Source organism: Kribbella yunnanensis, assembly GCF_039529655.1.
Lineage (GTDB): Bacteria > Actinomycetota > Actinomycetes > Propionibacteriales > Kribbellaceae > Kribbella > Kribbella yunnanensis.
Window position 1 is genome coordinate 182,490 of sequence record NZ_BAAANF010000016.1, and the last position, 21,094, is coordinate 203,583.

At 68.0% G+C, this 21,094-nt stretch carries 18 protein-coding genes; 11 read left to right on the forward strand and 7 right to left on the reverse strand.

Annotated features, from left to right (window positions below; genetic code table 11):
- Positions 1-26 precede the first annotated feature (26 nt).
- Entirely contained in the window at positions 27-809 is a 783-nt protein-coding gene (locus ABD231_RS21820) for a phytanoyl-CoA dioxygenase family protein (RefSeq protein WP_344154880.1), read from the reverse strand.
- A gap of 49 nt (positions 810-858) precedes the next feature.
- On the opposite strand from ABD231_RS21820, the gene ABD231_RS21825 reads away from it, so the two are divergent.
- The 4 genes from ABD231_RS21825 to ABD231_RS21840 are packed head-to-tail and all read left to right on the forward strand — an operon-like array spanning position 859 to position 4,121.
- Positions 859-1,647, forward strand: coding sequence for a helix-turn-helix domain-containing protein (locus ABD231_RS21825; RefSeq protein WP_344154883.1), 789 nt, complete (start codon positions 859-861; stop codon positions 1,645-1,647).
- A 31-nt stretch (positions 1,648-1,678) separates the two neighbouring features.
- Positions 1,679-2,548 (forward strand): ABC transporter substrate-binding protein, encoded by an 870-nt coding sequence (locus tag ABD231_RS21830; RefSeq protein WP_344154886.1) that lies wholly within the window; start codon positions 1,679-1,681, stop codon positions 2,546-2,548.
- Positions 2,545-3,393: an amino acid ABC transporter permease gene (locus ABD231_RS21835; protein ID WP_344154889.1), complete on the forward strand. Its 849-nt coding sequence runs from the start codon at positions 2,545-2,547 to the stop codon at positions 3,391-3,393. Before ABD231_RS21830 ends, ABD231_RS21835 begins: the two co-directional genes overlap by 4 nt.
- Positions 3,390-4,121 (forward strand): amino acid ABC transporter ATP-binding protein, encoded by a 732-nt coding sequence (locus tag ABD231_RS21840; RefSeq protein WP_344154891.1) that lies wholly within the window; start codon positions 3,390-3,392, stop codon positions 4,119-4,121. The genes ABD231_RS21835 and ABD231_RS21840 overlap by 4 nt, the downstream gene beginning before the upstream one ends.
- A 3-nt stretch (positions 4,122-4,124) precedes the next feature.
- On the opposite strand, the gene ABD231_RS21845 is transcribed toward ABD231_RS21840, so the two are convergent.
- Both ABD231_RS21845 and ABD231_RS21850 read right to left on the reverse strand, forming a co-directional pair.
- Positions 4,125-4,769, reverse strand: a complete 645-nt coding sequence (locus tag ABD231_RS21845; protein ID WP_344154892.1) for a response regulator — start codon at positions 4,767-4,769, stop codon at positions 4,125-4,127.
- A complete protein-coding gene (locus tag ABD231_RS21850) occupies positions 4,721-6,016 on the reverse strand; it encodes a sensor histidine kinase (protein WP_344154895.1) in 1,296 nt (431 codons plus the stop codon). The genes ABD231_RS21845 and ABD231_RS21850 overlap by 49 nt, the downstream gene beginning before the upstream one ends.
- Before the next feature lie 131 nt (positions 6,017-6,147).
- On the opposite strand from ABD231_RS21850, the gene ABD231_RS21855 reads away from it, so the two are divergent.
- From ABD231_RS21855 to ABD231_RS21870, 4 genes are all read left to right on the forward strand, one after another.
- Positions 6,148-7,194: a fatty acid desaturase family protein gene (locus ABD231_RS21855; RefSeq protein WP_344154898.1), complete on the forward strand. Its 1,047-nt coding sequence runs from the start codon at positions 6,148-6,150 to the stop codon at positions 7,192-7,194.
- A 76-nt stretch (positions 7,195-7,270) separates the two neighbouring features.
- Positions 7,271-8,662 (forward strand): M28 family metallopeptidase, encoded by a 1,392-nt coding sequence (locus ABD231_RS21860; protein WP_344154901.1) that lies wholly within the window; start codon positions 7,271-7,273, stop codon positions 8,660-8,662.
- Between the two features lie 65 nt (positions 8,663-8,727).
- The gene (locus ABD231_RS21865; RefSeq protein ID WP_344154904.1) at positions 8,728-9,027 is read left to right on the forward strand and encodes a hypothetical protein; all 300 of its coding nucleotides are present in this window, start codon (positions 8,728-8,730) and stop codon (positions 9,025-9,027) included.
- 10 nt (positions 9,028-9,037) lie between these two features.
- On the forward strand, positions 9,038-9,805 hold the full coding sequence (locus ABD231_RS21870) for an alpha/beta fold hydrolase (protein WP_344154907.1): 768 nt from the start codon (positions 9,038-9,040) through the stop codon (positions 9,803-9,805).
- Here the strand turns inward: ABD231_RS21870 and ABD231_RS21875 are convergent.
- Positions 9,786-11,693, reverse strand: coding sequence for a zinc metalloprotease (locus ABD231_RS21875; RefSeq protein ID WP_344154910.1), 1,908 nt, complete (start codon positions 11,691-11,693; stop codon positions 9,786-9,788). The two genes, ABD231_RS21870 and ABD231_RS21875, sit on opposite strands and share 20 nt — an antisense overlap.
- Before the next feature lie 160 nt (positions 11,694-11,853).
- On the opposite strand from ABD231_RS21875, the gene ABD231_RS21880 reads away from it, so the two are divergent.
- The 3 genes from ABD231_RS21880 to ABD231_RS21890 all read left to right on the forward strand — a co-directional run bounded on the left by ABD231_RS21880 (position 11,854) and on the right by ABD231_RS21890 (position 16,205).
- Entirely contained in the window at positions 11,854-12,798 is a 945-nt protein-coding gene (locus ABD231_RS21880) for a GNAT family N-acetyltransferase (protein ID WP_344154913.1), read from the forward strand.
- A gap of 12 nt (positions 12,799-12,810) precedes the next feature.
- Positions 12,811-13,530, forward strand: coding sequence for a PIG-L deacetylase family protein (locus ABD231_RS21885; RefSeq protein WP_344154916.1), 720 nt, complete (start codon positions 12,811-12,813; stop codon positions 13,528-13,530).
- Positions 13,531-14,186: 656 nt separating this feature from the next.
- On the forward strand, positions 14,187-16,205 hold the full coding sequence (locus ABD231_RS21890) for a DUF222 domain-containing protein (protein WP_344154919.1): 2,019 nt from the start codon (positions 14,187-14,189) through the stop codon (positions 16,203-16,205).
- Positions 16,206-16,605: 400 nt separating this feature from the next.
- On the opposite strand, the gene ABD231_RS21895 is transcribed toward ABD231_RS21890, so the two are convergent.
- From ABD231_RS21895 to ccrA, 3 genes are all read right to left on the reverse strand, one after another.
- Positions 16,606-17,943 (reverse strand): AI-2E family transporter, encoded by a 1,338-nt coding sequence (locus ABD231_RS21895; RefSeq protein WP_344154921.1) that lies wholly within the window; start codon positions 17,941-17,943, stop codon positions 16,606-16,608.
- Positions 17,940-19,610, reverse strand: coding sequence for a coiled-coil domain-containing protein (locus ABD231_RS21900; RefSeq protein ID WP_344154923.1), 1,671 nt, complete (start codon positions 19,608-19,610; stop codon positions 17,940-17,942). The genes ABD231_RS21895 and ABD231_RS21900 overlap by 4 nt, the downstream gene beginning before the upstream one ends.
- A gap of 94 nt (positions 19,611-19,704) precedes the next feature.
- Entirely contained in the window at positions 19,705-21,036 is a 1,332-nt protein-coding gene (gene ccrA, locus ABD231_RS21905) for a crotonyl-CoA carboxylase/reductase (protein ID WP_344154925.1), read from the reverse strand.
- Positions 21,037-21,094: the final 58 nt, after the last annotated feature.

Consider the following 21,094-nt stretch of genomic DNA (forward strand, 5'->3'; position numbering starts at 1 on the left):
AAACACGAGTACTCGTCTGCAGTCAATCACGGCTCCGCGTCGCCGTAGTTGCCGCAGGGTCCACCTCCGATCGCCTCGGCCCGGGTGGTCGGCTGATGGTCGGGGCGGAGTAATGGGTTGTAGAAGGCGGCGATCTGGGTGCTGGCCTCGGGGATGTAGTGGAAGATCAGCGAGCGGCGAAAGCGGTCGGTGCTGGTGTTGGGGCGGGAGCCGTGCACGACGCTGCCGTGGAAGAACAGCACGTCGCCGGCCGTCATCCGGGTCTGGATCTTCTGCAACCCGTCCGGGATCGGGACCTCGGCGTTCGTGAACGACTCGGTCAGATCGGCGGGCTCCGGGCAGACCAGCTCGGTCTTGTGCGAACCGGGGACGACGGCAAGTCCACCGTTCTCCGCGTCCACATCGTCGATCGCGATCCAGGCCGCCAGACAGGTCTCGGGATCGGCCCGCAGGAACAGGTTGTCCTGGTGCAGGGCCTGGCCCCGCCCCCCGGGCGGTTTGAAGTAGAACATCGACTGGGCTCCCAGCGGCGGCCCGATCAGCGTGGTGACGACATCGAGGATCCGGCTGTCGAGCATCAGGTCGCGAGCGATCCGGCCGGCCTCGATGTCGGTCCGGCGATGCGGATGCACGAACCGCGGATACCGCGCCAGCGGATCGCCGTCCGGGATGCCGTCGTCGAAATCCATCGACCGATCGGTCTCAACCTGTTGCATGAACGCGGTTCTGACGCGCTCGACCTCGGCGGGCGCGAGCAGTTGCGGGACCTGGACGATCCCTTCGGCGGCGTAGATCTCTGCGACTGTCATGACTCAAGGATCCGTCGCGGAGTGCGTGAACGCGATAGCCTATCGAGCTGTGAACCTTCGAGATCCTGCTGAGTCGCCGACGCCCGAGGTACGTCGGCTGGTCGCCGGTGAGTTCGACGAAGGGCCGGAGTACACGACCTTCCGGCGCCGCGGAACCACTGACTGGCTGCTCGTCCTGACCCTGCACGGCTCCGGACACTTCAGCGGGGTCGTCGCCGAGCGTGGCACGGTCATCCTGGTGCGGCCCGGCACGCTGCACGACTACGGGACCGTGGGGGAGCGGTGGCATTTCATGTACGCCCACCTGCACCCCAAGCCGGAATGGCTGCCGCTGCTCGACTGGCCGGAGGTCGCACCCGGCATCCTGCGCATCCAACTCCTGGCCATCGCGAAGATCGCGGACTACCTCCGCGATGCGGCGAGGTATCAACTCAGTCCGCTCCCACACGGCGAGCAGCTCAGCGTGAACTCCCTCGAAGCAGCCCTCCTGTGGTGCGACACCGCCAACCCGAAGTCCGCCCGCATCGACGACCGCCTGCTCCGCGTGATCGAGCTCATCGATCAGAACCTGAAGACGCCTCTCGACCTGCCCACGCTCGCCCGCGCCGCCAACCTTTCGGTCTCCCGCTTCGCCCACCTCTTCCGCGACCAACTCGGCGTCACCCCACAACAGTTCGTCGAACGTCGCCGGATCGACGCCGCCGCCCGCCTCCTCGAACTCACCACCCGCTCGATCGCCTCGGTCGCCGCCGAAGTCGGCTTCACCGACCCCCTCTACTTCTCCACCCGCTTCCGCCGCCACACCGGGATCAGTCCCACGGCCTACCGGCGACGCTGATCTGTCCCCGGCAGGTCGTACGCTTCTCGGCATGACTTCGCGTGCCAAAGTGATTCGATCCAGCGTGTTGGTGGCGGCTGTGCTGATGGTGGGGCTGGCTGCGTGTGCTCCGGAGAACGAGACGACCGGTACGCCGGCTCCGACCGGGGTCGATGCCTGTAGCAAGGACAAGTTGGCGTTGCGGACGGCCGGGACACTGGCGGTCGGGACCGACAAGCCGGCGTACGAGCCGTGGTTCAGCAAGGACGACCCGAGCAACGGGGAAGGGTACGAGTCGGCGGTCACCTATGCGGTGGCGGCGAAGCTCGGGTTCGCCAAGGCCGAGGTGAAGTGGCAGACCGTGCAGTTCAACGCCGCGTTCGCGCCGGGGCCGAAGAAGTTCGACTTCGATGTGAACCAGGTGTCGATCTCGGAGGCGCGCCGCCAGGCGGTCGACTTCTCGTCCGGGTACTACGACGTGCGGCAGACCGTGATCACCACCGCGGGGAGCAAGATCGCGAACGCCAAGACGGTCGCCGAACTGGCTGATGCCAAGCTCGGCGCCCAGGTCGGGACGACCAGCTACACGGTCGCCAAGGACCAGATCAAGCCGAAGCAGCAGGTGGCCCCGTTCGACACCAACGACCTGGCCGTGCAGGCGCTGAAGAACAAGCAGCTCGACGGGATCGTGGTCGACCTGCCGACCGCGTTCTACATGACCGCGGCGCAGCTCGACAACGGCAAGATCGTCGGCCAGCTGCCGGCGACCGGGGCTCCCGAGCAGTTCGGCTTCGTGCTGGAGAAGGGGTCGAAGCTGACCGGTTGCCTCTCGCAGGCCGTCGACGCACTCAAGACCGACGGCACGCTGGCCAAGCTGCAGAAGCAGTACCTGACCGAGGAAGGTGCGCCCGAGCTCTCATGAGCTGGGAACCTTCGCCGCTTCAGCAGGAGCGGATCGCCTTCCGCCGGCGGCAGGCGCAGCGGTCCACGCTGATCGCGGCGGGCAGCTCGGTCGTGCTGCTGGTACTGGTTGCCGTCGGCATCGGTTCGACACCGGGCTGGCCGCGGGTCCGGGAGACGTTCTTCAACGTCGACCGGGCCTGGGAGGCGTTGCCGACGGTCGCCCAGGGCCTCTGGCTGAACATCCGGGTGATGCTGGTCTGCGCGGTCCTGATCGTGATCATCGGGATGACGCTGGCGATCCTGCGGACCTTACGCGGCCCGATCTTCTTCCCGCTCCGCGTCTTCGCCGCGGCGTACACGGACGTGTTCCGCGGGCTGCCGCTGCTGCTGGTGATCTTCCTGCTCGGCTTCGGCGTACCGGCGTTGCAACTGCGTGGCCTGCCCAACGACGCGGTCATCTGGGGCGGCGCCGCCCTCGTCCTCACCTACTCCTCGTACGTCGCCGAGGTGTTCCGCGCCGGGATCGAATCGGTCCACCCGTCACAACGGGCCGCCGCCCGCTCGCTCGGGCTGACCTATCGCCAGACGCTGCGCTTCGTCGTACTGCCGCAAGCGGTCCGCCGCGTCCTCCCGCCCCTGCTGAACGACTTCGTCAGCCTGCAGAAGGACTCCGGCCTGATCGCGGTCCTCGGCGTCATCGACGCGATCCGCGCCGCCCAACTGGAGACCGCGATCGACTTCAACTTCACCCCGTACGTCGTGGCGGGGCTCCTGTTCGTCGCGCTGACCATCCCGCTCACCCGGCTGACCGACTACGTCGCGCGCAGGCAAGGCTGGTACGGCGGGGGAGGTGGACCGGTATGACGTTGTTGTCCCTGCGTGGAGTACGCAAGTCGTACGGCGCGAACGTGGTTCTCGACGCATTCGATCTGGAGGTGGATGAGGGCGAGTGTGTCGTCCTGATCGGCGCTTCCGGATCCGGGAAATCGACGCTGCTGCGGTGCGTCAACCTGCTCGAGGTCGTCGACGACGGCGTGATCGAACTGGCCGGCGCGGACATCACCGACCCGCGGGTGAACGCGGACAAGGTGCGGTCGGGGATCGGGTTCGTCTTCCAGTCCTACAACCTGTTCCCGCACCTGACCGTGCTCGACAACATCACCCTCGCGCCGATCCGCGTCCACGGGGTCGACCAGTCCACGGCCCGGAGTCGCGCGCTCGCGATGCTCGAACGCGTCGGCCTCGCAGACAAGGCGAGCGCCAAACCCGACGAGCTGTCGGGTGGTCAGCAGCAGCGTGCCGCCATCGCCCGCGCGATGGTCAACTCACCGCAGCTGTTGCTCCTGGACGAGGTCACCTCGGCGCTCGACCCCGAGCTCGTCGGCGAGGTCCTCGACCTACTCCGTGAGCTGAAGGACGAGGGGATGACGATGCTCGTCTGCACGCACGAGATGGGGTTTGCCCGTGACGTCGCCGACCGAGTCTGCTTCCTGCACGAGGGACGACCGCTCGAGGTAGGCCCACCGGCCGAGGTCCTCGACAACCCACGGGAGACCCGCACCCGGGAGTTTCTCAGCCGCATCCGCAGCTGACCCTCAGCGGGCTGACAGGTATTGCAGCACTGCCATCACTCGGCGGTTGTCGTCTTCCGAGGGTGGGAGGTCGAGTTTGGCGAAGATGTTGTTGGTGTGCTTCGACACCGCCTTTTCGGTGACGAAGAGGGCGCTGGCGATGGCGGCGTTCGAGCGGCCTTCGGCCATCAGGCCGAGGACTTCGGACTCGCGCGGGGTGAGCCGGCCGATCGGTTCGTCGCGGGTGTTGCGGGCCAGCAGTTGGCCGATCACATCGGGGTCCATCGCGGTACCGCCGCCCGCGACCCGGCGGACCGAGTCGAGGAAGTCGGCGACGTTCGAGACGCGGTCCTTCAGCAGGTAGCCGACCGCGCCGCCGCCGGTGAGCAACTCGCGGGCGTACAACTGCTCGACGTACTGGGACAGGACCAGGATCGGCAGGCCGGGGACCTGTTGGCGGGCCTCGACCGCGGCGCGCAGGCCTTCGTCGGTGAAGGTCGGTGGCAGCCGGACGTCGACAACGGCCACATCCGGCCGGTGCTCCACCAGGGCGGGCACCAGCCGGGGACCGTTGTCGACTGCCTCGACGACCTCGAAGTCGTGCGCCTCCAGGAGACGGATCAGTCCGTCCCGGAGGAGGGCGTGGTCTTCAGCGATGAGGACTCGCAAGGCAGCTCCATGATCACGGTGGTCGGCCCGGCGCTCGGGCTCACCACGGTCAACGTACCGTCGAAGGCGGCCAGCCGCCGTTCGATACCGTACAGACCGCCGCCGGGGCGGACGACCGCGCCTCCGATGCCGTCGTCGCCGACCATCATGTGCAGCTTCTCGTGCTCGTGGGTGATCTGGATCCAGGCGTTCGTCGCGGCCGAGTACTTCACCGCGTTCGCCAGGCACTCGGCCACTGCGAAGTACGCCGCGGACTCGACCGGCGCCGGCGGCCGGCCCGGTACGTCGAAGGTGACGTCGACCTTGAACGGGCAGGACATCGCGAGCGCCTTGACCGCACCTTCCAGGCCGCGGTCGGCGAGCACCGGCGGGTGGATCCCGCGAACCAGGTCGCGCAGCTCGGACAGCGCCGTACTGGCCGATTGGCGGGCTTCAGTCAGCAGCGCGGCGGCCTGGGCCGGGTCGCGGGCGACCATCTCCTCGGCCATGCCGAGGTTCATGCTCAGCGCGGCCAGCCGGGCCTGGGCCCCGTCGTGCAGGTCGCGCTCGATCCGGCGCAGCTCGGCCGCCTGGGTGTCGACGGTCTCGGCGCGGGACTCGGCCAGCTCGCGTACCCGGAGCGCCAGCTTGGCGCTCTCGGTCGGACCGAGCAGCGAACGGGCGATGTAGGCGTTCGCCTTCAGCAGCTTCTCACCGGCAGCGTTCCAGATCATGAACCCGATCAGTGCGACCGGCATGACCAGGAAGCTGGTCCAGAAGTTGACCGTCAGCAGCCCACCGAATGGCTCGGTGAAGACACCCTCCGGGGTGACGCCGACCAGCAGCGGGTAGACGCCGTAGAAGAGCGTGCTCAGGAACAGCACCGCGCTCACCAGTGACAGCGTGAAGCCGACGACCGCGTTCACCAGCAGCCAGACGATGTCGCGCCAGGTGGCAGGGTCGGTCAGCGTTGTCCGCAGCCACATCAAGATGCCGGGCAGCGGCGGCTTCTTGTACGGGCGCGGGATCCGCTCGCCGATGAAACCGCCCAGGATCGTCCGGTGGCAGTTCGCGAACCAGCGGGTGGCCGGCACGAATGCGAGCAGCAGCGGGATCCCGACCCAGACGGCGATCAGCGGCACGGCCACCACGTTCAGCACGAAGAACGCGATGCCGAGCTCGGCCAGGATCGCCAGGGCGAGCGCGATCCACGGCTGCGCAAGCTTGGGATAGCGCATCGGTGGCGCAGGAACGGCAACGGTGGTCATGCACCCATCATGACCGAGGGTGAGGCCCCGGCCAGTGGTGCTAACCCCCCAAAAGACCGGGGATTAACCCCCGGTCGGGTTCGGGGGATAGCAGGAGTGTGTCGCCCGCCCGCGACCGCAAAGCTTGTTCCATGACGACCACAGTGATGACCTCGGGGACGACTCCAGACACCCGCGGGAGCGGATTCGCGCCGTTACTGCGCGAGATCAAGGCCGCCGGACTCCTCGAACGCCGGACCGCGGCGTACGCGATCTCCATCGGCGTCAACGTGGCCCTGATGGCCCTCACCTGGGCCGCGATCGCGGCCGTCGGCAGTTCGTGGTGGGTGCTGCTGCTCACGATCCCGCTCGCGATCCTGACCACGCGGGCCGCGTTCGTCGGGCACGACGCCGGCCACCAGCAGATCGCGAGCTCACGCCGGCTGCACGACTGGATCGGCATGCTGCACGCCGATCTCCTGCTCGGGATGAGCTACGCGTGGTGGAACGACAAGCACAACCGGCACCACGCGAACCCGAACCACACCGACAAGGACCCCGACGTCGGCGAGGGCATCCTGGTCTGGACCCGCGAGCAGGCGGCCGGCCGAGCCGGTCTGGAGGGCTGGCTGAGCCGCAACCAGGCCCGGATCTTCTTCCCGCTGCTCACCCTCGAAGGGTTCAACCTCAAGTACTCCGGTATCCGCTTCCTGCTGCAGCGCCGCCGTACCGAGAAGGTCGAGCTCGGGCTGATGGCAGCGCACCTGGTGCTGTACTTCACCGCGCTGTTCGTGCTGCTGTCGCCGGCGCAGGCGGTGGTGTTCGCGCTGCTGCACCACATGATCTTCGGCCTGCACCTGGGCAGCGTGTTCGCACCGGGCCACAAGGGGATGGAGATGCCCGGCGAGGACAGCGAGTGGGGTCACCTCGAGAAGCAGGTCCTGACGTCGCGCAACATCAAGGGCGGTCTGGTGACGGACTGGATGATGGGCGGGCTGAACTACCAGATCGAGCACCATCTCTTCCCGAGCATGCCGCGGGCCAACCTGCGGCTCGCCCAGCCGATCGTCCAGCAGTACTGCGAGCGAGTGGGACTGCCCTACCTGACCACCGGCCTGATCGATTCGTACCGAATGGGTTTACGGCACATGCATGACGTTGGCAGTGAATTGCGGGACGAAAAGGCCTTCGCACACTAAAAACTCCTTCTCTAACCGGGATCGCTCGATTACCTTCACTTCTCTCGGGTGCCGCCCACCTTGTGAGGAGACCTGCATGACCGAAACGTCCGGTTTGAGCCGCCGCGGGCTGTTGGGCGCGGTCGCCGGCGTCACCGCCGCGACCGCGATCCCCGCAGCCCCCGCCTGGGCTGCGGACGACCAGCGGCCCGGTGCACTCAACCATCCGAAGCTTGACAAGTACGACCGCCAGATCGTCTCCGAGCTGTCTTCGGAGCGGGCCCTGCGGCACCTGCAGGTGCTGTCGGAGCACATCGGCCCGCGGATCGGGGGCACCGCCAGCGAGAAGCGGGCGGCCGACTACATCGCCGGCCAGCTCGACCGGTTCGGGTACCGCACCTCGCTGCAGCCGTTCCCGGTGGCGGACAAGTTCACTGCCCAGATCGAGGACGTCCGCGACATCCTGCCGGACGACCTGTGCTGGCAGGCCGGGGCTGCTCCTGGCGGCAAGCTCGACGTCACTGTCGAGGGACCGGTCCGCGACGTCGGCCCGGCCACTGCACCGGTCTGGCCGGCTGACGTAGCCGGCGCGATCGTGATCGCCGATGACACAGCGGCCGCGCGCCCAGCCTTTGTCGCGGAGGCTGCGACGCGGGGTGCTGTCGGTGTCATCCTGCTGCCGGCCGACCTGGTGTTCCCACGCCGGGCGTCGGCGTTCCAGCCGGCCGGATTGACCGATGCACCGATCCCGGTGATCGGCGTCGCGCAGGTGCAGAAGCGGCTGATTCGCGAGGCGCTCGCGGTGGTGACCTCGCTGCCGCTGCGGATCAGCACCACGGCCCACCGGGGTCTGACCTCGAACAACGTGATCGGTGAGCGTCGCGGACGCAGCGGCCCCAACGGCCCGATCGTGATGGTCAGCGGTCACTACGACTCGGTGATCGGCGCCCCGGGTGCGAACGACGACGGCTCCGGGACCGTGCTCACCATGGAGCTCGCCCGGGTGATGAGCCGCCTGAACACCAATGCGACGCTGCGATTCGCGCTCTGGGGTTCGGAGGAGCAGGGGCTGATCGGATCGCGGTACCACGTCGCGCAGCTGCCGCAAGACCAGCGCGACCGGTACAAGGCGGTGTTCCAGAACGACATGGTCGCCACCAGCTGGGACCCGGCGGTCACCTACTGGATCCTGTCCTTCACCGGTCTGGCGAACACGGCGACCGATGCGGTCCGTGCCTCGGGTCAGCGACTCGGGTACGACCCGCAGATGGTCGGTCCGGTACTGCGTGGTGCGTCCGACCATCAGTCGTTCCAGGAGGTCGGCATCGCGTCGGCGAACTTCTCCTGGCGCGGTGAGATCTCGCCGGCCCACCTCGAGCCGCCGTACCACTCGCCGGAGGACACCATCGCCAAGAACGTCAGCCTGGAACGCCTCCAGGTCTCGATGGAGCTGATCGGCACCGCGGCGTACGCGACCGCTCGGCAATAGCTCTGCAGTACGGAGGAGTGCCTGCACCGGAGTGACATGGCTCATACGGCTAGCCTTGAAGGGCTATGTCGCCCCGGAGCAGGAAACCGTCGAAGTGGCAGCGGCCCGTCAGCGACCGGCCGCTACTGGGTGGTTCCCAGGCCCGGGAGGAACGGACGGACGGTGAGTGGAACGTCCGGCGTGTGTCGGGCTCCGCGTCCGGCAAGTCCTACCGCTGCCCCGGCTGCGACCAGCTGATCGCACCGGCCACGCCGCACGTGGTGGTCTGGCCGGACAACCCCAGTCTGCTCGGCGCCCTCGGTGGCGCCCAGTCCCTCGACGAACGACGCCACTGGCACACCGCGTGCTGGGGCCGTCGACGCTGAAAGGTCGCGCATGAAGCTCCCAGCCACGGCGTACGGCGAAACTGGTACGCCGGTCGTGGTCATGCACGGCCTGTTCGGCTCGGGCCGCAACTGGATGACGGCCGCCCGTCGTCTCGCCACCGAGCACCGCGTCTTCGCGCTCGACCTGCGGAACCACGGCTCGTCACCGCACGTCGACACGATGAGCTACCCGGAGATGGCCGCCGACGTACGGGAGACGATCGAGAGCCTCGGTACCGGTCCGGTCACCCTGGTCGGCCACTCGATGGGCGGCAAGACCGCCATGCTGACCGCGCTGCTCTACCCAGCGGTCGTCGAGCGCCTGGTCGTCGTTGACGCCGCTCCCGTCACGTATCCGCCCGCGTTCGTCGAGTACGCGCAGGCGATGCGGAACGCCGATCTGTCGAACGTGCAGCGCCGGTCCGACGTCGACGCTCAGCTGGCCGACGCCGTACCGGCTCCTGGGACGCGGGCGTTCCTGCTGCAGAACCTGATCCTCGACGACTCGGGCGCGCGTTGGCGGCCGAACCTCCCGGTGATCGAGGCTGCCCTGCCGCAGATCTCCGGCTGGCCGGCTGGCCTCGAGGGCGGTCACTACGACGGACCGACGCTGTTCATTTACGGCGGCAAGTCGGACTACGTTCAGCAGGACCATCGGGACACGATCGCGAGCTACTTCCCGCACGTCCAGTACGCCGAAATCGCCGAGGCTGGGCACTGGGTACATGCCGAGCGCCTCGACGACTTCCTGGCGGCGCTTACCCCCTTCGCGGCGTAACGGGAGCGATGCCGGGCTTGTGCGGCGCCGGGGCGTGCGCACGCTCGGCCTCTGCTTGCCGCTTCTGCTCGGCCTCGAACTTCTGCACGCTCACCCCAGCCTTGTGTGCGGCTTCGGCCACAGCGGCGTACGCCTGGTCGGCCAGCTGCCGGGTCAGCTGGTAGTCGTGCTCGGCCAGCCGCCCCTTCACCTGCCCGATCAGCTTGTCGGCGCGGATCAGATCGGCGTACCCACGGTCTGCGGTCGGTGACGCCAGTACGTCGGCCGCCAGCGCGTTCGCGGCCTCGATCAGCGCGGCGGCGCGGAACTTGGCCAGGTTGTCCTGGTCGAACTGACCGAAGTCGTAGTTGACCTGCATGTAGTTCATCACCGAGTTCGAGTACCCGCCGAGCCAGGTGAAGTAGTAGTCGCCGGTCGGCTCGAAGAACTTGTTGGTGCGGCTGTCGTACCCGTCGTGCGGGTGCGACAGGCCGATGTGGTGGCCGATCTCGTGGATCATCGTGCTGGTGGCGCCGTAGCCCCAGCCGATGTACTGCGGCGACAGCCAGGTGTAGACGAAGCCGGGGCTGCCGTCGGACCAGTTGTCACCGGCGTACCCCAGCCACGGCAGGTTCTCCTGCGTCATCGCATAGGTGAAGATCGGCAGCTCGTAGTCGACCTCGCCCTTGTCGTCGAGCACCTTGTCCAGGTCGCGCTTGTTCTGCAGGTACATGTTTGCGAACGGTGGCAGGTTGGTCTCCGGGTAGCAGGAGACGTTCCGCAGCCAGTCCTCGACACAGCGCTTGGCCTCACCGTCGTACGGGAGGTTCTGCTGGTCGAACGACAGCTCGATCCCGGGCAGCACCTCACTCAGCTCGCTGGTCAGCAGTTCGGGCTTGAGGTACCGGTTGCTGTCGGGCCAGCCCTCGTAGGTGTTGCTGTCCAGGTTGACCGTCGAGGCCTTCGCGACGGTCAGCTCGACCGGGTAGGTCGGTGACGCGGTGACGATGCCCTGGACCACGACCGTCGAGAGCAGCTTGCCGAGGTCACTGGTCAGCGCGGCCGGACTGCGGTAACCGTCGGCGGCGTACTCCCAGGCCGGTGGGATCCGCCAGTCGGGCTTGTTGTCGCCGTCCAGGTCGGCGTCGTCGACATTCTCGGCGCCGCCGAACTGCTCGGGACCGGCCGACAGGTCGTGGAACCAGACCCGCCGGGTGTCGCCGAGTCCACTCTCCTCGTCGGCGGCCGTCGTCCCGCCCCACGCGTTCATCGCGCGGCTGGCGTACTTGCCGAAGTTCTGGCCGGTGTCGGGATCGATCTCGTCGGTCTTGGTGTAGACGTGGAACTTGAAGTCGGGCCGGTCGTACCAGTTGATCAGGTAGACCGTGTTCTGCTTGGTGTCGACACCGGCCGGCGGGTTGAACGCGAGCCACTTCTCGACGCTGGGCGCGTCGATCTCGTGGTTGGCGGTGACGTCGAGCTTGTTGTTCTGCTGGGCGTTGTACCGGGCCTGGACGGCATTCACCTCGACCGGGCGAGCGAGCTCGGACAGCTTCCGGAAGAAGGTGTTCTGGTACGACTGATCGGCGTACCGGAGGCGGTAGTCATAGGTGTAGTCGAGCCCGATCGTCTCGTCGATGCCGGCGAGCAAGCGGGTGATCTGCTTGGGTTTGTGGTTGACCGGCAGCGCGCCGTTCAGCGCGGCCAGGTCGACACTGCCGGGCTTGTAGCCGAGCAGTACGACGTTCAGGGGGACGCGCTCGGCGAGCTCGGGCTGCGCACCCGGTTTGAGGTGCTCGAACTGCGGTGGTGCGCCACTGGCCGGTATCGCGGTGACCAGGCCGGCGACCAGGCTGCTGGCCAGGCCCAGCATGGCCGCGGCCGTCGCTGCCAACGGACGTCGTCTCATCGCACTCCTTCGTAGTGATCCGGAGGCGGCTGTCTACAGGGCGGGCGGGTTCACCGGCGGAAGCTTCAGTCCTGATCGAACCCGCCGCCTGTAAGACGTTGACTGGATTGCGTTTCCGGCAGTAAATTTTCAACATGGCGTGTCGTGGTCCGGGGTGCTGATGATCCGTTCGTTCGCGGTGGGAGACGGTCCGGAGCTGGCCGCCGCCTGGACCGCGGCGGCACCGGCCGACCCGATCGGGTACCCGCGCTTCCGCGACCTCTTCCTGCTCGACCGCAACTTCGACCCGGCCGGCCTGAAGGTTGCCGTACGCAACGGTCGCGTCGTCGGCGCGGCGTACGCCGTCCGCCGGCTGATCCCGCTGGCCGGCGCGGACCTGGAGCCGGAGACGGGCTGGATCCCGTTCTTCTTCGTGCACCCCGACGCGCGCGGGCACGGGCTCGGCCGGGAGCTACTGACCGCCGCGATGGACTGGCTGCGCGAGGTGGGGCGCTCCGAGATCTTCTTCTCGTCGTACACACCGAGCTACTTCCTGCCGGGCCTCGATCGAGCGCGCTATCCGGCCGCGGATCGGCTGCTGGCGGGACTGGGCTTCGAGGCCGGGTACGACGCTGTGGCGATGGACCGGAGTCTTGTCGGGTACTCGATGCCGGCCGAGGTGGGGAAGCGGCTCGACGAACTCGTGGGGGAGGGCTACAGCTTCGGTACGCCGACCGGTGACGAGCTGACCGCGCTGATCCGCCTTGCGGGCAACGAATTCACGCCGGACTGGGCCCGCGCGATCCGCGAAGCCGTGGTGGCCGGCATGCCGCTGGAACGGATCGTGGTGGCACGAGACCCGGTACGGCGAATCCTCGGGTGGGCGCAACATGCGACGTACGAGGGTGTCATCGAGCGGTTCGGGCCGTTCGGCGTCCTGCCCGAATGCCGCGGTACCGGACTCGGCAAGCTGCTGCTGCACCTCACGCTGACCCAGATGGCCGCGACCGGCGCCCACAGCGCGTGGTTCCTGTGGACCGGCGAGCAGTCCGCCGCCGGCCGCCTCTACCTGGGCGCCGGGTTCACCATCACCCGCACCTTCACCATCCTGCGTGCCAACGTCTGACGGGAGTCACCTATGACCAGAACCGTGCTCGCCATCGGCGCCCACATCGGCGACATGGACCTGACCGCCGGTCCCACCCTGGCCAAGCTCATCCTCGACGGCGCCCGCGTCACCATCGTCGCCCTCACGCCCGGCGAACGCAGTCACCCCAGACTCGCGCCGGCGGAGTACAAGAAACAGAAGATCGCCGAAGGCGAAGCGTTCGCCACCGCGATCGGCGCCGACTTCATGGTCCTCGGCCACAGCGACGGCTTCCTCCCCGACACCGACGAAGCCGCCGCCGAACTGGCCACCATCATCCGCGACCAGCAACCCGACACCCTCATCACCCACTGGCAGCAAAGCCGGAACCGAGACCACGAACACGCCGCCCGCCTCACCGCCCGCGCCCGCCACCTAGCGGACCTCCCGCTCGAGCCCTCCGACCCACCCCACCTGCGGGCCCTCGCCGACCTCCCACGGCACGCCGTCCGCACCGTCCTGCACACCGAGAACTGGGAGGACATGGACGGCTTCCACCCCACCCTCTACGTCCCCATCCCCGACGAAGCCTTCTACCGCTGGATCTCCGCCATCCGCCACCAACCCTTCGCCCGCGGCGAACACGGCTTCCGCCACATCGACTACTACACAGCCCTCCTCACCACCCGAGGCTGCCTGGCGGGCTACCCCAGGGCCGCCGCCTTCCACAGCACACCTACACCCGAACTCACCAAGCTTCCCGCCCCGTAAGAACACCCACGCCTCGCTACCCCCGACTCCTCCGGTCGCCGTGCCCCGCCCACCCCCGACGGTGCGTGCTACCGCGCGCGCTCCGAGCGCTACTGCGCGGCTGTTCGGGCTGCCGCCCGCAGCAGCGCTCATCGCGCGACCGCGTCCTGCCGCCCGCACGTGATCGGACGACTGCACCGGTTGAACTGGCTAGCCGAATTGCCCGTCGCTTACCAGCGCTGACGTTCCGGTGCGCGACGTCAGGAACGTCCTCGGTGTTTCGCATCACCGCGTATCCCGGCTGGCGCAGGAGGCCGGCGGAGGGCCTCGAATCTTGCCGGGGTGGTGCGATGCTCCGCATCGTCGAGGTCGTGCCGTCGAAGCGGAGCTGACGTGGATGTCGAGAGGTTTGTGAGGTTGCTCGGTCAAGTCCGGCGTGTGGACGAGCCGCAGGTCGATATCGCTGCGGTTCGGCTGCGGTTTCCTTGGGTCGGTCGCGCGAGCCTCGACGAACCGGAGTTGTCGGCCAACTGTCGCGAGATGCAGTCCGGCCGTGCGAAGGGATGTGCCAAATGCGGTGCCGGTGATCTGCCATGACCGCCGGCCATTGCCTTCGTAGATCTGTCTTCGTGGATCCCCGATTTGGCTGAATCGAACAGATGTTCTAGTATTAGTCCATGACTACTCGATCGCTCTGCGCAACTGACGAGGAGCTGCTTGCCGGCTATCTCGCCGGGCAGCCCGATCTGAGTCCCCCACCCGAGCAATGGCCCGACTACCCGGACTCTCCACCTCCGGACGACGTCTACGACCCTGATGCCCCGAGCGCGCCGGTTGTGCTGAGTGTGGAAGACCTGTTCGACATCCCGCTACGGGCGAACAAGGTCGATGAGCTGGAATGGGAGCTGTGGTCGGGGGCCGACCAGGATGAGGCCGAGCGGGAGATGCTGCGCCGATGCGCTCCGTCCTGGGTCTTCCTGCCGCCGGGTGGCGATCTGGCCGCCGAACTGGAGGCCGTACGTCCACAGGCGGAGACACCGGTCGCGCTGATCGAGTTGATGAAGGCGGCCGCTCGGATGGCGTCCTGGGCCGAGTCGATCAAAGCCACCGCAGTCGCATCGTTCTTTCAGCAGCGCAAGGCCCAGCATGCCGAAGCTCCTCGTCCTGCCCAGATTGACTCGTCCGGTCGTCCAGTGGACCCGGAGCGATCCTGGGCCGCCGAGGTGGGTGCCGCGCTGCGCCTTTCCGCGGACACAGCCACCCGGCACATCGAGACCGCCCTGCACCTGACCGGTCCGCTGTCGGCGACCCTGACGGGTCTGCGATCCGGTGCCTTGTCCTGGTCCAAAGCCCTGTCGATCTCGGAAGCGACCCGGTCTCTGTCGGATGAATCGGCCAAGGCGGTCGAGGCTCATGTCCTGCGGCGCGCAGCATCCCAGACCCACGCCAACCTGCGCCGATCCCTGCGTCAGCAGGTGGCCAAGCATGCGGCCGAGTCCGAGGCGAACCAGCACCGCGAGGCAGTGCGCGAGCGTACCTGCAAGATCGTTCCGCTGACGGGTGGCATGGCCGGACTCTGGATCGTCCACGAAGCCGACAAGATCCAGCAAATGTGGGTTGTCATCCAAGCCATGGCAGATCTCGCCAAGCGACCCGGCAACACAGGCCCGTCCACCGACACCAGCGCGTCCACCGACACCGGCGCTGCCAGCAACAGTGGCGCGGCCAGCAACCGCGGCGCGGCCACCGACAGCGGCGCGGCCACCAGCGCTGGCATGGCCGCCGGCACGACGGCTACCAACGTCGGCACGTCCAGCAACACGGCGGCCAGCAACACCGGCCCTTCCAGCAACATCGACATCTCCTGCCAGACCGACACGGCGACCAACAGGGCGGCGACCGATTGCAGCACGGTCGGCAGCAACGATGCCGATGGTGATGCAGATTCCGATGATGCCGTGAGCAACAGTTCTGGCTCGCCGGGCGCGAGCGTCGATGCTGGAGATCTGAAGCCTCGGCGGGACGAGCGCACTGCAGGGCAGCGAAGGGCTGACGTCGCGGCGGATGTGTTCGAGTACATGCTCCACAACGGGCTCGATTGGCTGGGGCGACGTCTGCCCGACCAGCACCGGAGACGTCCGCACATTGAGGTACTGATCCCGGCGAGCACGCTGCTCGGCATGGACGATGACCCCTGTGAGCTGTCCGGCTACGGCCCGATCACCGCTGAAATGGCCCGCCGGATCGCCGCCGACGGTACGTGGCGGCGCCTCCTGACCGACCCGGCGAACGGGGTCGTCCTGGAGGCATCGACGACACGACACGAGCCTGGTTCGTTGGTGAGCGAGACTCTGCTCGCTCGGCACCCGGTCTGCGCGTGGCCTGGTTGCAACCGGGCGTCGCGTGAATGCGACCGCGACCACGGCACGCGGTTCGTGATCTCCGGTACGACGAGCTTGGCGGGCCTCGCGCCGTACTGCGAGTACCACCACGTCATCAAGGACACGCCCGCCTGGGGCTGGCATACCGACAACCACCCAGACGGTTCGATCACCCTGACCACGCCCACCGGCCACCGCTACACCACGGTTCCACCCGCTCGCGGTCCGATCCAACCCCGCAGGCCGATCGACGACAACGAACAGCAACCGGACTCGGTCGACCGAGCGGCTTCCCCAGATCCGCCGCCGTACTAAAGCTCCGTCACGTCGGCGCCCGCGCACCGCCCTGTGCGCAGGCGGCCCGGTCTGCTCGCACGCCGTCTGCGGCGCTGCGCCTGCTCGTACGTCGTCGGTCGTTCGTCGTCCGTCGCGTCGTCGTAGGTCATTCGGCTGGCCGAGGGCTGCTAGCTGGCCGATCTGCCGACCGAATGCGGTGACCTGCGGCACGCCGACCTGCCTGCACGGCGACCGAGTACGCCGCTTGTCGACCGAGCTCGCCAACCTGTGACCGAGTACGCCGACCGCCGACGCCGACCGAGTACGTCGAACTGACGGGTGGCTGAGCGCGCCGAGCTGGCCGGTTACCGAGCATGCCGAGGCGGCCGGCTGGGGGAGCGGCGGCCGCTCGGCGTCAGCAGTCGGCGTTAGCAGGGTGTCAGGAGGCGTCGGCTTTGCGGACCCAGACTTCGCGGATGATGAGGAGGATGGCGGCTGCTGAGGGGATGGCGAGGAGGGCGCCTACTACGCCTAGGAGGGCGCCGCCCAGGAGGGCTGCGATCACGGTGACGGCGCCGGGGATGTCTACGGCTCGGCGCATGATGCGGGGGGCTACGACGTAGTTCTCGATCTGCTGGTAGACGATGCCGTAGATGAGGCAGGCGAGGCCTACCCAGAGGCTGTCGGTGAAGCCGATCAGGGAGACCACGACGACGCCGATCAGGCCGCCGACCATCGGGATGAAGGCGGTGAACATGACGACGATCGCCAGGGCCACGGCGTATTCGCGGAGGCCGACGATCTCGAGGAAGATGAACATGAAGACGCCGGCGCAGAGGGCGACGGTGAACTGGCCGCTGACGTAGCCGCCGACCCGCGTGAGGACCTCGTCGCCGAGGATCGAGACGCGGTTGCGGCGGGTGCGGGGGACCAGGCTGTAGGCGGCGCGTTTGACCGACGGGAGCGACGCCAGGAAGTACAGGGTCAGGATGAGGATCGTGAAGGTGTTGAAGAGGGCACCGGCGACGACCTTGCCGACGCCGAGGATGCCGCCGAACGCCTTCTGGGCCAGCGCCGGGTCCTGGATGTACTCCTGGGCCTTCTGGATGAAGTGGTACTTGTTGTCCAGCTCGTCCAGGGTCTTCGACTTCTGCAGCAGGTCGAGCCATTGCGGAGCGTTCTTGATCAGGCCGTCGATCTGGTCGGTGACGACCGGGACGATCGCGAAGCCGACGCCGGCGACGGCGAGGATCATGATCAGGAAGACGACGCCGACCGAGAGGCCGCGCTTCAGGCCGCGGCGCATGAACCACTCGACCAGCGGGTTCAGGCCGACGGCGATGAACATCGAGACCACGAGCAGGATCAGCACCGACTTCGCGTGACCGAGTGCGTTCCACAGACCCCAGGCGACCAGTACGCCGAGGGCCGCGAAGAACCCGAAGACGAACGGGTTCGACCGCTGGATCGGCGGGCCGGGGCGGCCCATGCCCTCGTCGGGGTGCCGTTCCTCGATCAGGAGCTCGTCGGCGAGGTCGTCGATCTCGTTGGCCTTCTCGGTCGCGTGATCCGCGGAGTCGTCGGCCTCATCGGCCGACTCCTCAGCCTGGTTGGCGGATTCCTCGGCCTCGTCGGCCGACTTCTCCGCATGCTCGGCAGCGGCCTCGGCGTGCGCGGCGGCCACTTGGGCCTCGCGGGTCGCCTTGGCGACGTCTTCAGCAGATGGCGCTGCTGGATCGGGGGTCGCTGTCGAGTTGTCGTCGCCGGATGGCGTCACATCGTGTCCTTCGGGGATCGCGCGTCGGTCTTCTCGTCGTCGACCGAAGTCTTGCCGGTCGCGAGGTCACCGAGGCGGAACTCGTCGATCCTCGTCGAGTCGGCCGGCTCGTCGTCGTCCGCGGTCTCGTCTTCATCAGCTGTAGAGCCGCCGGCGGTCGTGCTGATCAGCTTGTCGGCGGTCGCCGGGTCGACCCGCAGTCCGGTGTCGATCCGGGTCTCGTCGACCCGGGCGTCACCGGCGTCGGATCCGACGAACGGGCTCGAACCGGTGAACGGTCCGTCGCCGTCGAGCGCTGAGTCCGCGGCCGACGTACCGGCGCCGAACGCGTGGTCGTCGGCCGGTGTCTTCGGCGTGAAGGGGTTGTCGCCCGACTCGACGGCAGGCGCGCTGAACGGGTTGTCGCTCGACTCCACGGCAGGCGCGCTGAACGGGTTGTCGCTCGTCAGCGAGCTCTCGGTCGACGACGCGAACGGGCTGCCCGCCGTACCCGGTCCACCCGCCGAAGGCGCGAGACCAGCCGCAGCAGGCCCATCCGCCGACGGTGTGAAGCCGCTCGCTGCCGGGGTTTCGGTCGGGCGGCTGAAGGGATTCACGTACGGCGTCGCGGCCGCCGTCTCGGAGTCGAGTTCGGCTGCCTGGCGGGCGATGTTGCCGGCGATCTCGTTCAGGCCGGCGATCTGGGTGAGGATGCCGTCGCGGCGCTTGGCCAGGCGTTCGGTCTCGCGGGCGACGATCGTGCGCGAGCGCTCGGCCTCGTCGGCCGCACTCGCCAGCTCGGACTCGGCGCGGGTGCGGGCGGTGCTCAGCACCTGCTCGGCTTCGCGGCGGGTGCGGCTCAGGGTGCGCTCGGCGGACTCCTCGGCCTCGGCGCGGATCTTGCGGGCCTGCTCGGTCGCCTCGGCCACCCGGCGCTCGGAGGCCTCGGCGGCCTCCTTCATCTGGGTGGTCAGGTTCTCGGTGTCGGCGGCGATCTGCTGGTGCTTGTCGGCCAACTCCTTGGCCTGCTGTTCGCGCTCGTCGGCGAGCCGGGCACGGAGGGCGGCGGACTCGCGCTGGATCGCGGTGCGGATCTTCTCGGCCTCGTGCAGCGCGCCGTTCTTCAGCGTGCTGGCCTGGGACTCGGCGGTCAGCGTCAGCTGCTCGGCCTTGCGCTTGGCGGCCTGCAGGACCTCGGAGGCCTCGGTCTCCGCGGTACGGCGGAGCTCGGCGGCATCGCCTTCGGCGGTACGGCGGATGCTGTCGGACTCGTTCAGTGCGACGGTCCGGATGTCCTCGGCCTCCCGCTCGCCGGTGGCGCGCTGGGCGGCGGCCTCCTTGGCGGCGGTGGTGCGCAGCTCCTCGGCTTCGCGGCGGGCCTCGTCGAGGGCCTCGGCGGCCTGGTCCTGGGCGAGCCGCAGGATCTGCGCGGCGCGGTCCCCGAGGCCGGCGTACGACGGGTTGGCGCTGGCCTCGAGTTGGCGGCGGGTCTCGTCGAGCTCGCGCTGCATCGGCGCGACGCTGCTCTGCAGTTGCTCGGCCCGGCTCCGGATCTCGACCAGCTGCATCTCGAGGGCGCGGACGTAGTCGTCCACGGCCTGCTTGTCGTAGCCACGCCGACTGACCGGAAAGCCTCCGGCCGCGGTTGCAGTGCGGTCGAAGAACGGCAGGCTCGACTCGTCAGGCATTCCTGAGATTCCCTTCTGGCGGCTCAGCTGAATCCCCCAGCTTAAGCCTGTCAGACCCGCCCCTGACCAGCCAATCGGCCCCGCTACCCAAGCATTACCTGTTGCGGAAGCGATCGATGGCTTCCTGGTGCTTGGCGCGCAGTTCGGGGTCGCGGACACCGAGGCCCTCGGCCGGCGCCAGCGTCAGTACGCCGACCTTGCCCTGGTGCAGGTTGCGATGCACGTCGTACGCAGCCTGTGCGGTCTCCTCGAGCGGGTACACGCGGCTCACCGTCGGATGCACCATGCCCTTGGCGATCAGCCGGTTGGCCTCCCACGCCTCGCGGTAGTTGGCGAAATGCGAGCCGATGATTCGCTTGAGGTTCATCCACAGGTACCGGTTGTCGTACTCGTGCATGAAGCCCGACGTCGAGGCGCAGGTGACGATCGTGCCGCCGCGGCGCGCGACGTACACGGAAGCACCGAAGGTCTCGCGGCCCGGGTGCTCGAAGACGATGTCCGGGTCGTCGCCACCGGTCAGCTCGCGGATCCGCGCGCCGAACCGCTTCCACTCCTTCTGATCCTGAGTGGACTCGTCCTTCCAGAACTTGTACCCCTCGGCCGACCGGTCGATGATCAGCTCGGCGCCCATCGCGCGGCAGATCTCCGCCTTCTCCGGCGACGACACCACGCAGACCGGGATCGCCCCGCCGTTCAGCGCGAACTGGGTCGCATACGACCCGAGTCCACCGGACGCGCCCCAGATCAGTACGACGTCGCCCTGCTTCATGTTCGCGCCATTGGGGGAGACGAGCTGCCGGTACGCCGTACTGTTCACCAGTCCCGGAGACGCGGCCTCCTCCCAGGTGAGGTGAGCCGGCTTCGGCATCAGCTGGTTGGACTTCACCAGCGCGATCTCGGCGAGACCGCCGAAGTTCGTCTCGAAACCCCAGATCCGCTGCTCGGAGTCCATCATCGTGTCGTTGTGCCCGTCGGGCGATTCGAGCTCGACCGAGAGGCAGTGTGCGACTACCTCGTCGCCGGGCTTCCAGGCGTTCACGCCCGGCCCGGTCCGCAGTACGACGCCGGCCAGGTCGGAGCCGACCACGTGGTACGGCAGGTCGTGGCGAGCGGTCAGCGGCGACAACTTCCCGTACCGCTTGAGGAACGAGAACGTCGAGACGGGCTCGAAGATCGACGTCCACACGGTGTTGTAGTTGATCGCGCTCGCCATCACCGCGACCAGCGCCTCACCCGGGCCGAGCTCGGGCGTCGGGACGTCGTCCAGGTGCAGGCTCTTGCGCGGGTCCTTCTCCTTCGCGTCCAGCCCCTCGAACATGTCGGCCTCGTCGGCGTGCACGGTGATCCCGCGGTAATGGTCCGGTACGTCGAGCGCACCGACTGCTGCACTGTCACCGGCGAGGATCGCGTCGAGGATCTGCTTCACGTCGTACCTCCTGCAAGGAGTGGACTGGTGAGCGGACGTTACCGTTGAGTATGCCTCG

What these genes read in the sequence shown, in the direction of transcription:
- ABD231_RS21890 (WP_344154919.1), top strand. Translation starts at nt 14,187, where the DNA reads ATGACTACTCGATCGCTCTGCGCAACTGACGAGGAGCTGCTTGCCGGC.
- ABD231_RS21880 (WP_344154913.1), top strand. Translation starts at nt 11,854, where the DNA reads ATGATCCGTTCGTTCGCGGTGGGAGACGGTCCGGAGCTGGCCGCCGCC.
- ABD231_RS21900 (WP_344154923.1), bottom strand. Translation starts at nt 19,610, where the DNA reads ATGCCTGACGAGTCGAGCCTGCCGTTCTTCGACCGCACTGCAACCGCG.
- ABD231_RS21830 (WP_344154886.1), top strand. Translation starts at nt 1,679, where the DNA reads ATGACTTCGCGTGCCAAAGTGATTCGATCCAGCGTGTTGGTGGCGGCT.
- ABD231_RS21885 (WP_344154916.1), top strand. Translation starts at nt 12,811, where the DNA reads ATGACCAGAACCGTGCTCGCCATCGGCGCCCACATCGGCGACATGGAC.
- ABD231_RS21870 (WP_344154907.1), top strand. Translation starts at nt 9,038, where the DNA reads ATGAAGCTCCCAGCCACGGCGTACGGCGAAACTGGTACGCCGGTCGTG.
- ABD231_RS21840 (WP_344154891.1), top strand. Translation starts at nt 3,390, where the DNA reads ATGACGTTGTTGTCCCTGCGTGGAGTACGCAAGTCGTACGGCGCGAAC.
- ABD231_RS21875 (WP_344154910.1), bottom strand. Translation starts at nt 11,693, where the DNA reads ATGAGACGACGTCCGTTGGCAGCGACGGCCGCGGCCATGCTGGGCCTG.
- ABD231_RS21835 (WP_344154889.1), top strand. Translation starts at nt 2,545, where the DNA reads ATGAGCTGGGAACCTTCGCCGCTTCAGCAGGAGCGGATCGCCTTCCGC.
- ABD231_RS21820 (WP_344154880.1), bottom strand. Translation starts at nt 809, where the DNA reads ATGACAGTCGCAGAGATCTACGCCGCCGAAGGGATCGTCCAGGTCCCG.
- ABD231_RS21860 (WP_344154901.1), top strand. Translation starts at nt 7,271, where the DNA reads ATGACCGAAACGTCCGGTTTGAGCCGCCGCGGGCTGTTGGGCGCGGTC.
- ABD231_RS21855 (WP_344154898.1), top strand. Translation starts at nt 6,148, where the DNA reads ATGACGACCACAGTGATGACCTCGGGGACGACTCCAGACACCCGCGGG.
- ABD231_RS21850 (WP_344154895.1), bottom strand. Translation starts at nt 6,016, where the DNA reads ATGACCACCGTTGCCGTTCCTGCGCCACCGATGCGCTATCCCAAGCTT.
- ABD231_RS21865 (WP_344154904.1), top strand. Translation starts at nt 8,728, where the DNA reads ATGTCGCCCCGGAGCAGGAAACCGTCGAAGTGGCAGCGGCCCGTCAGC.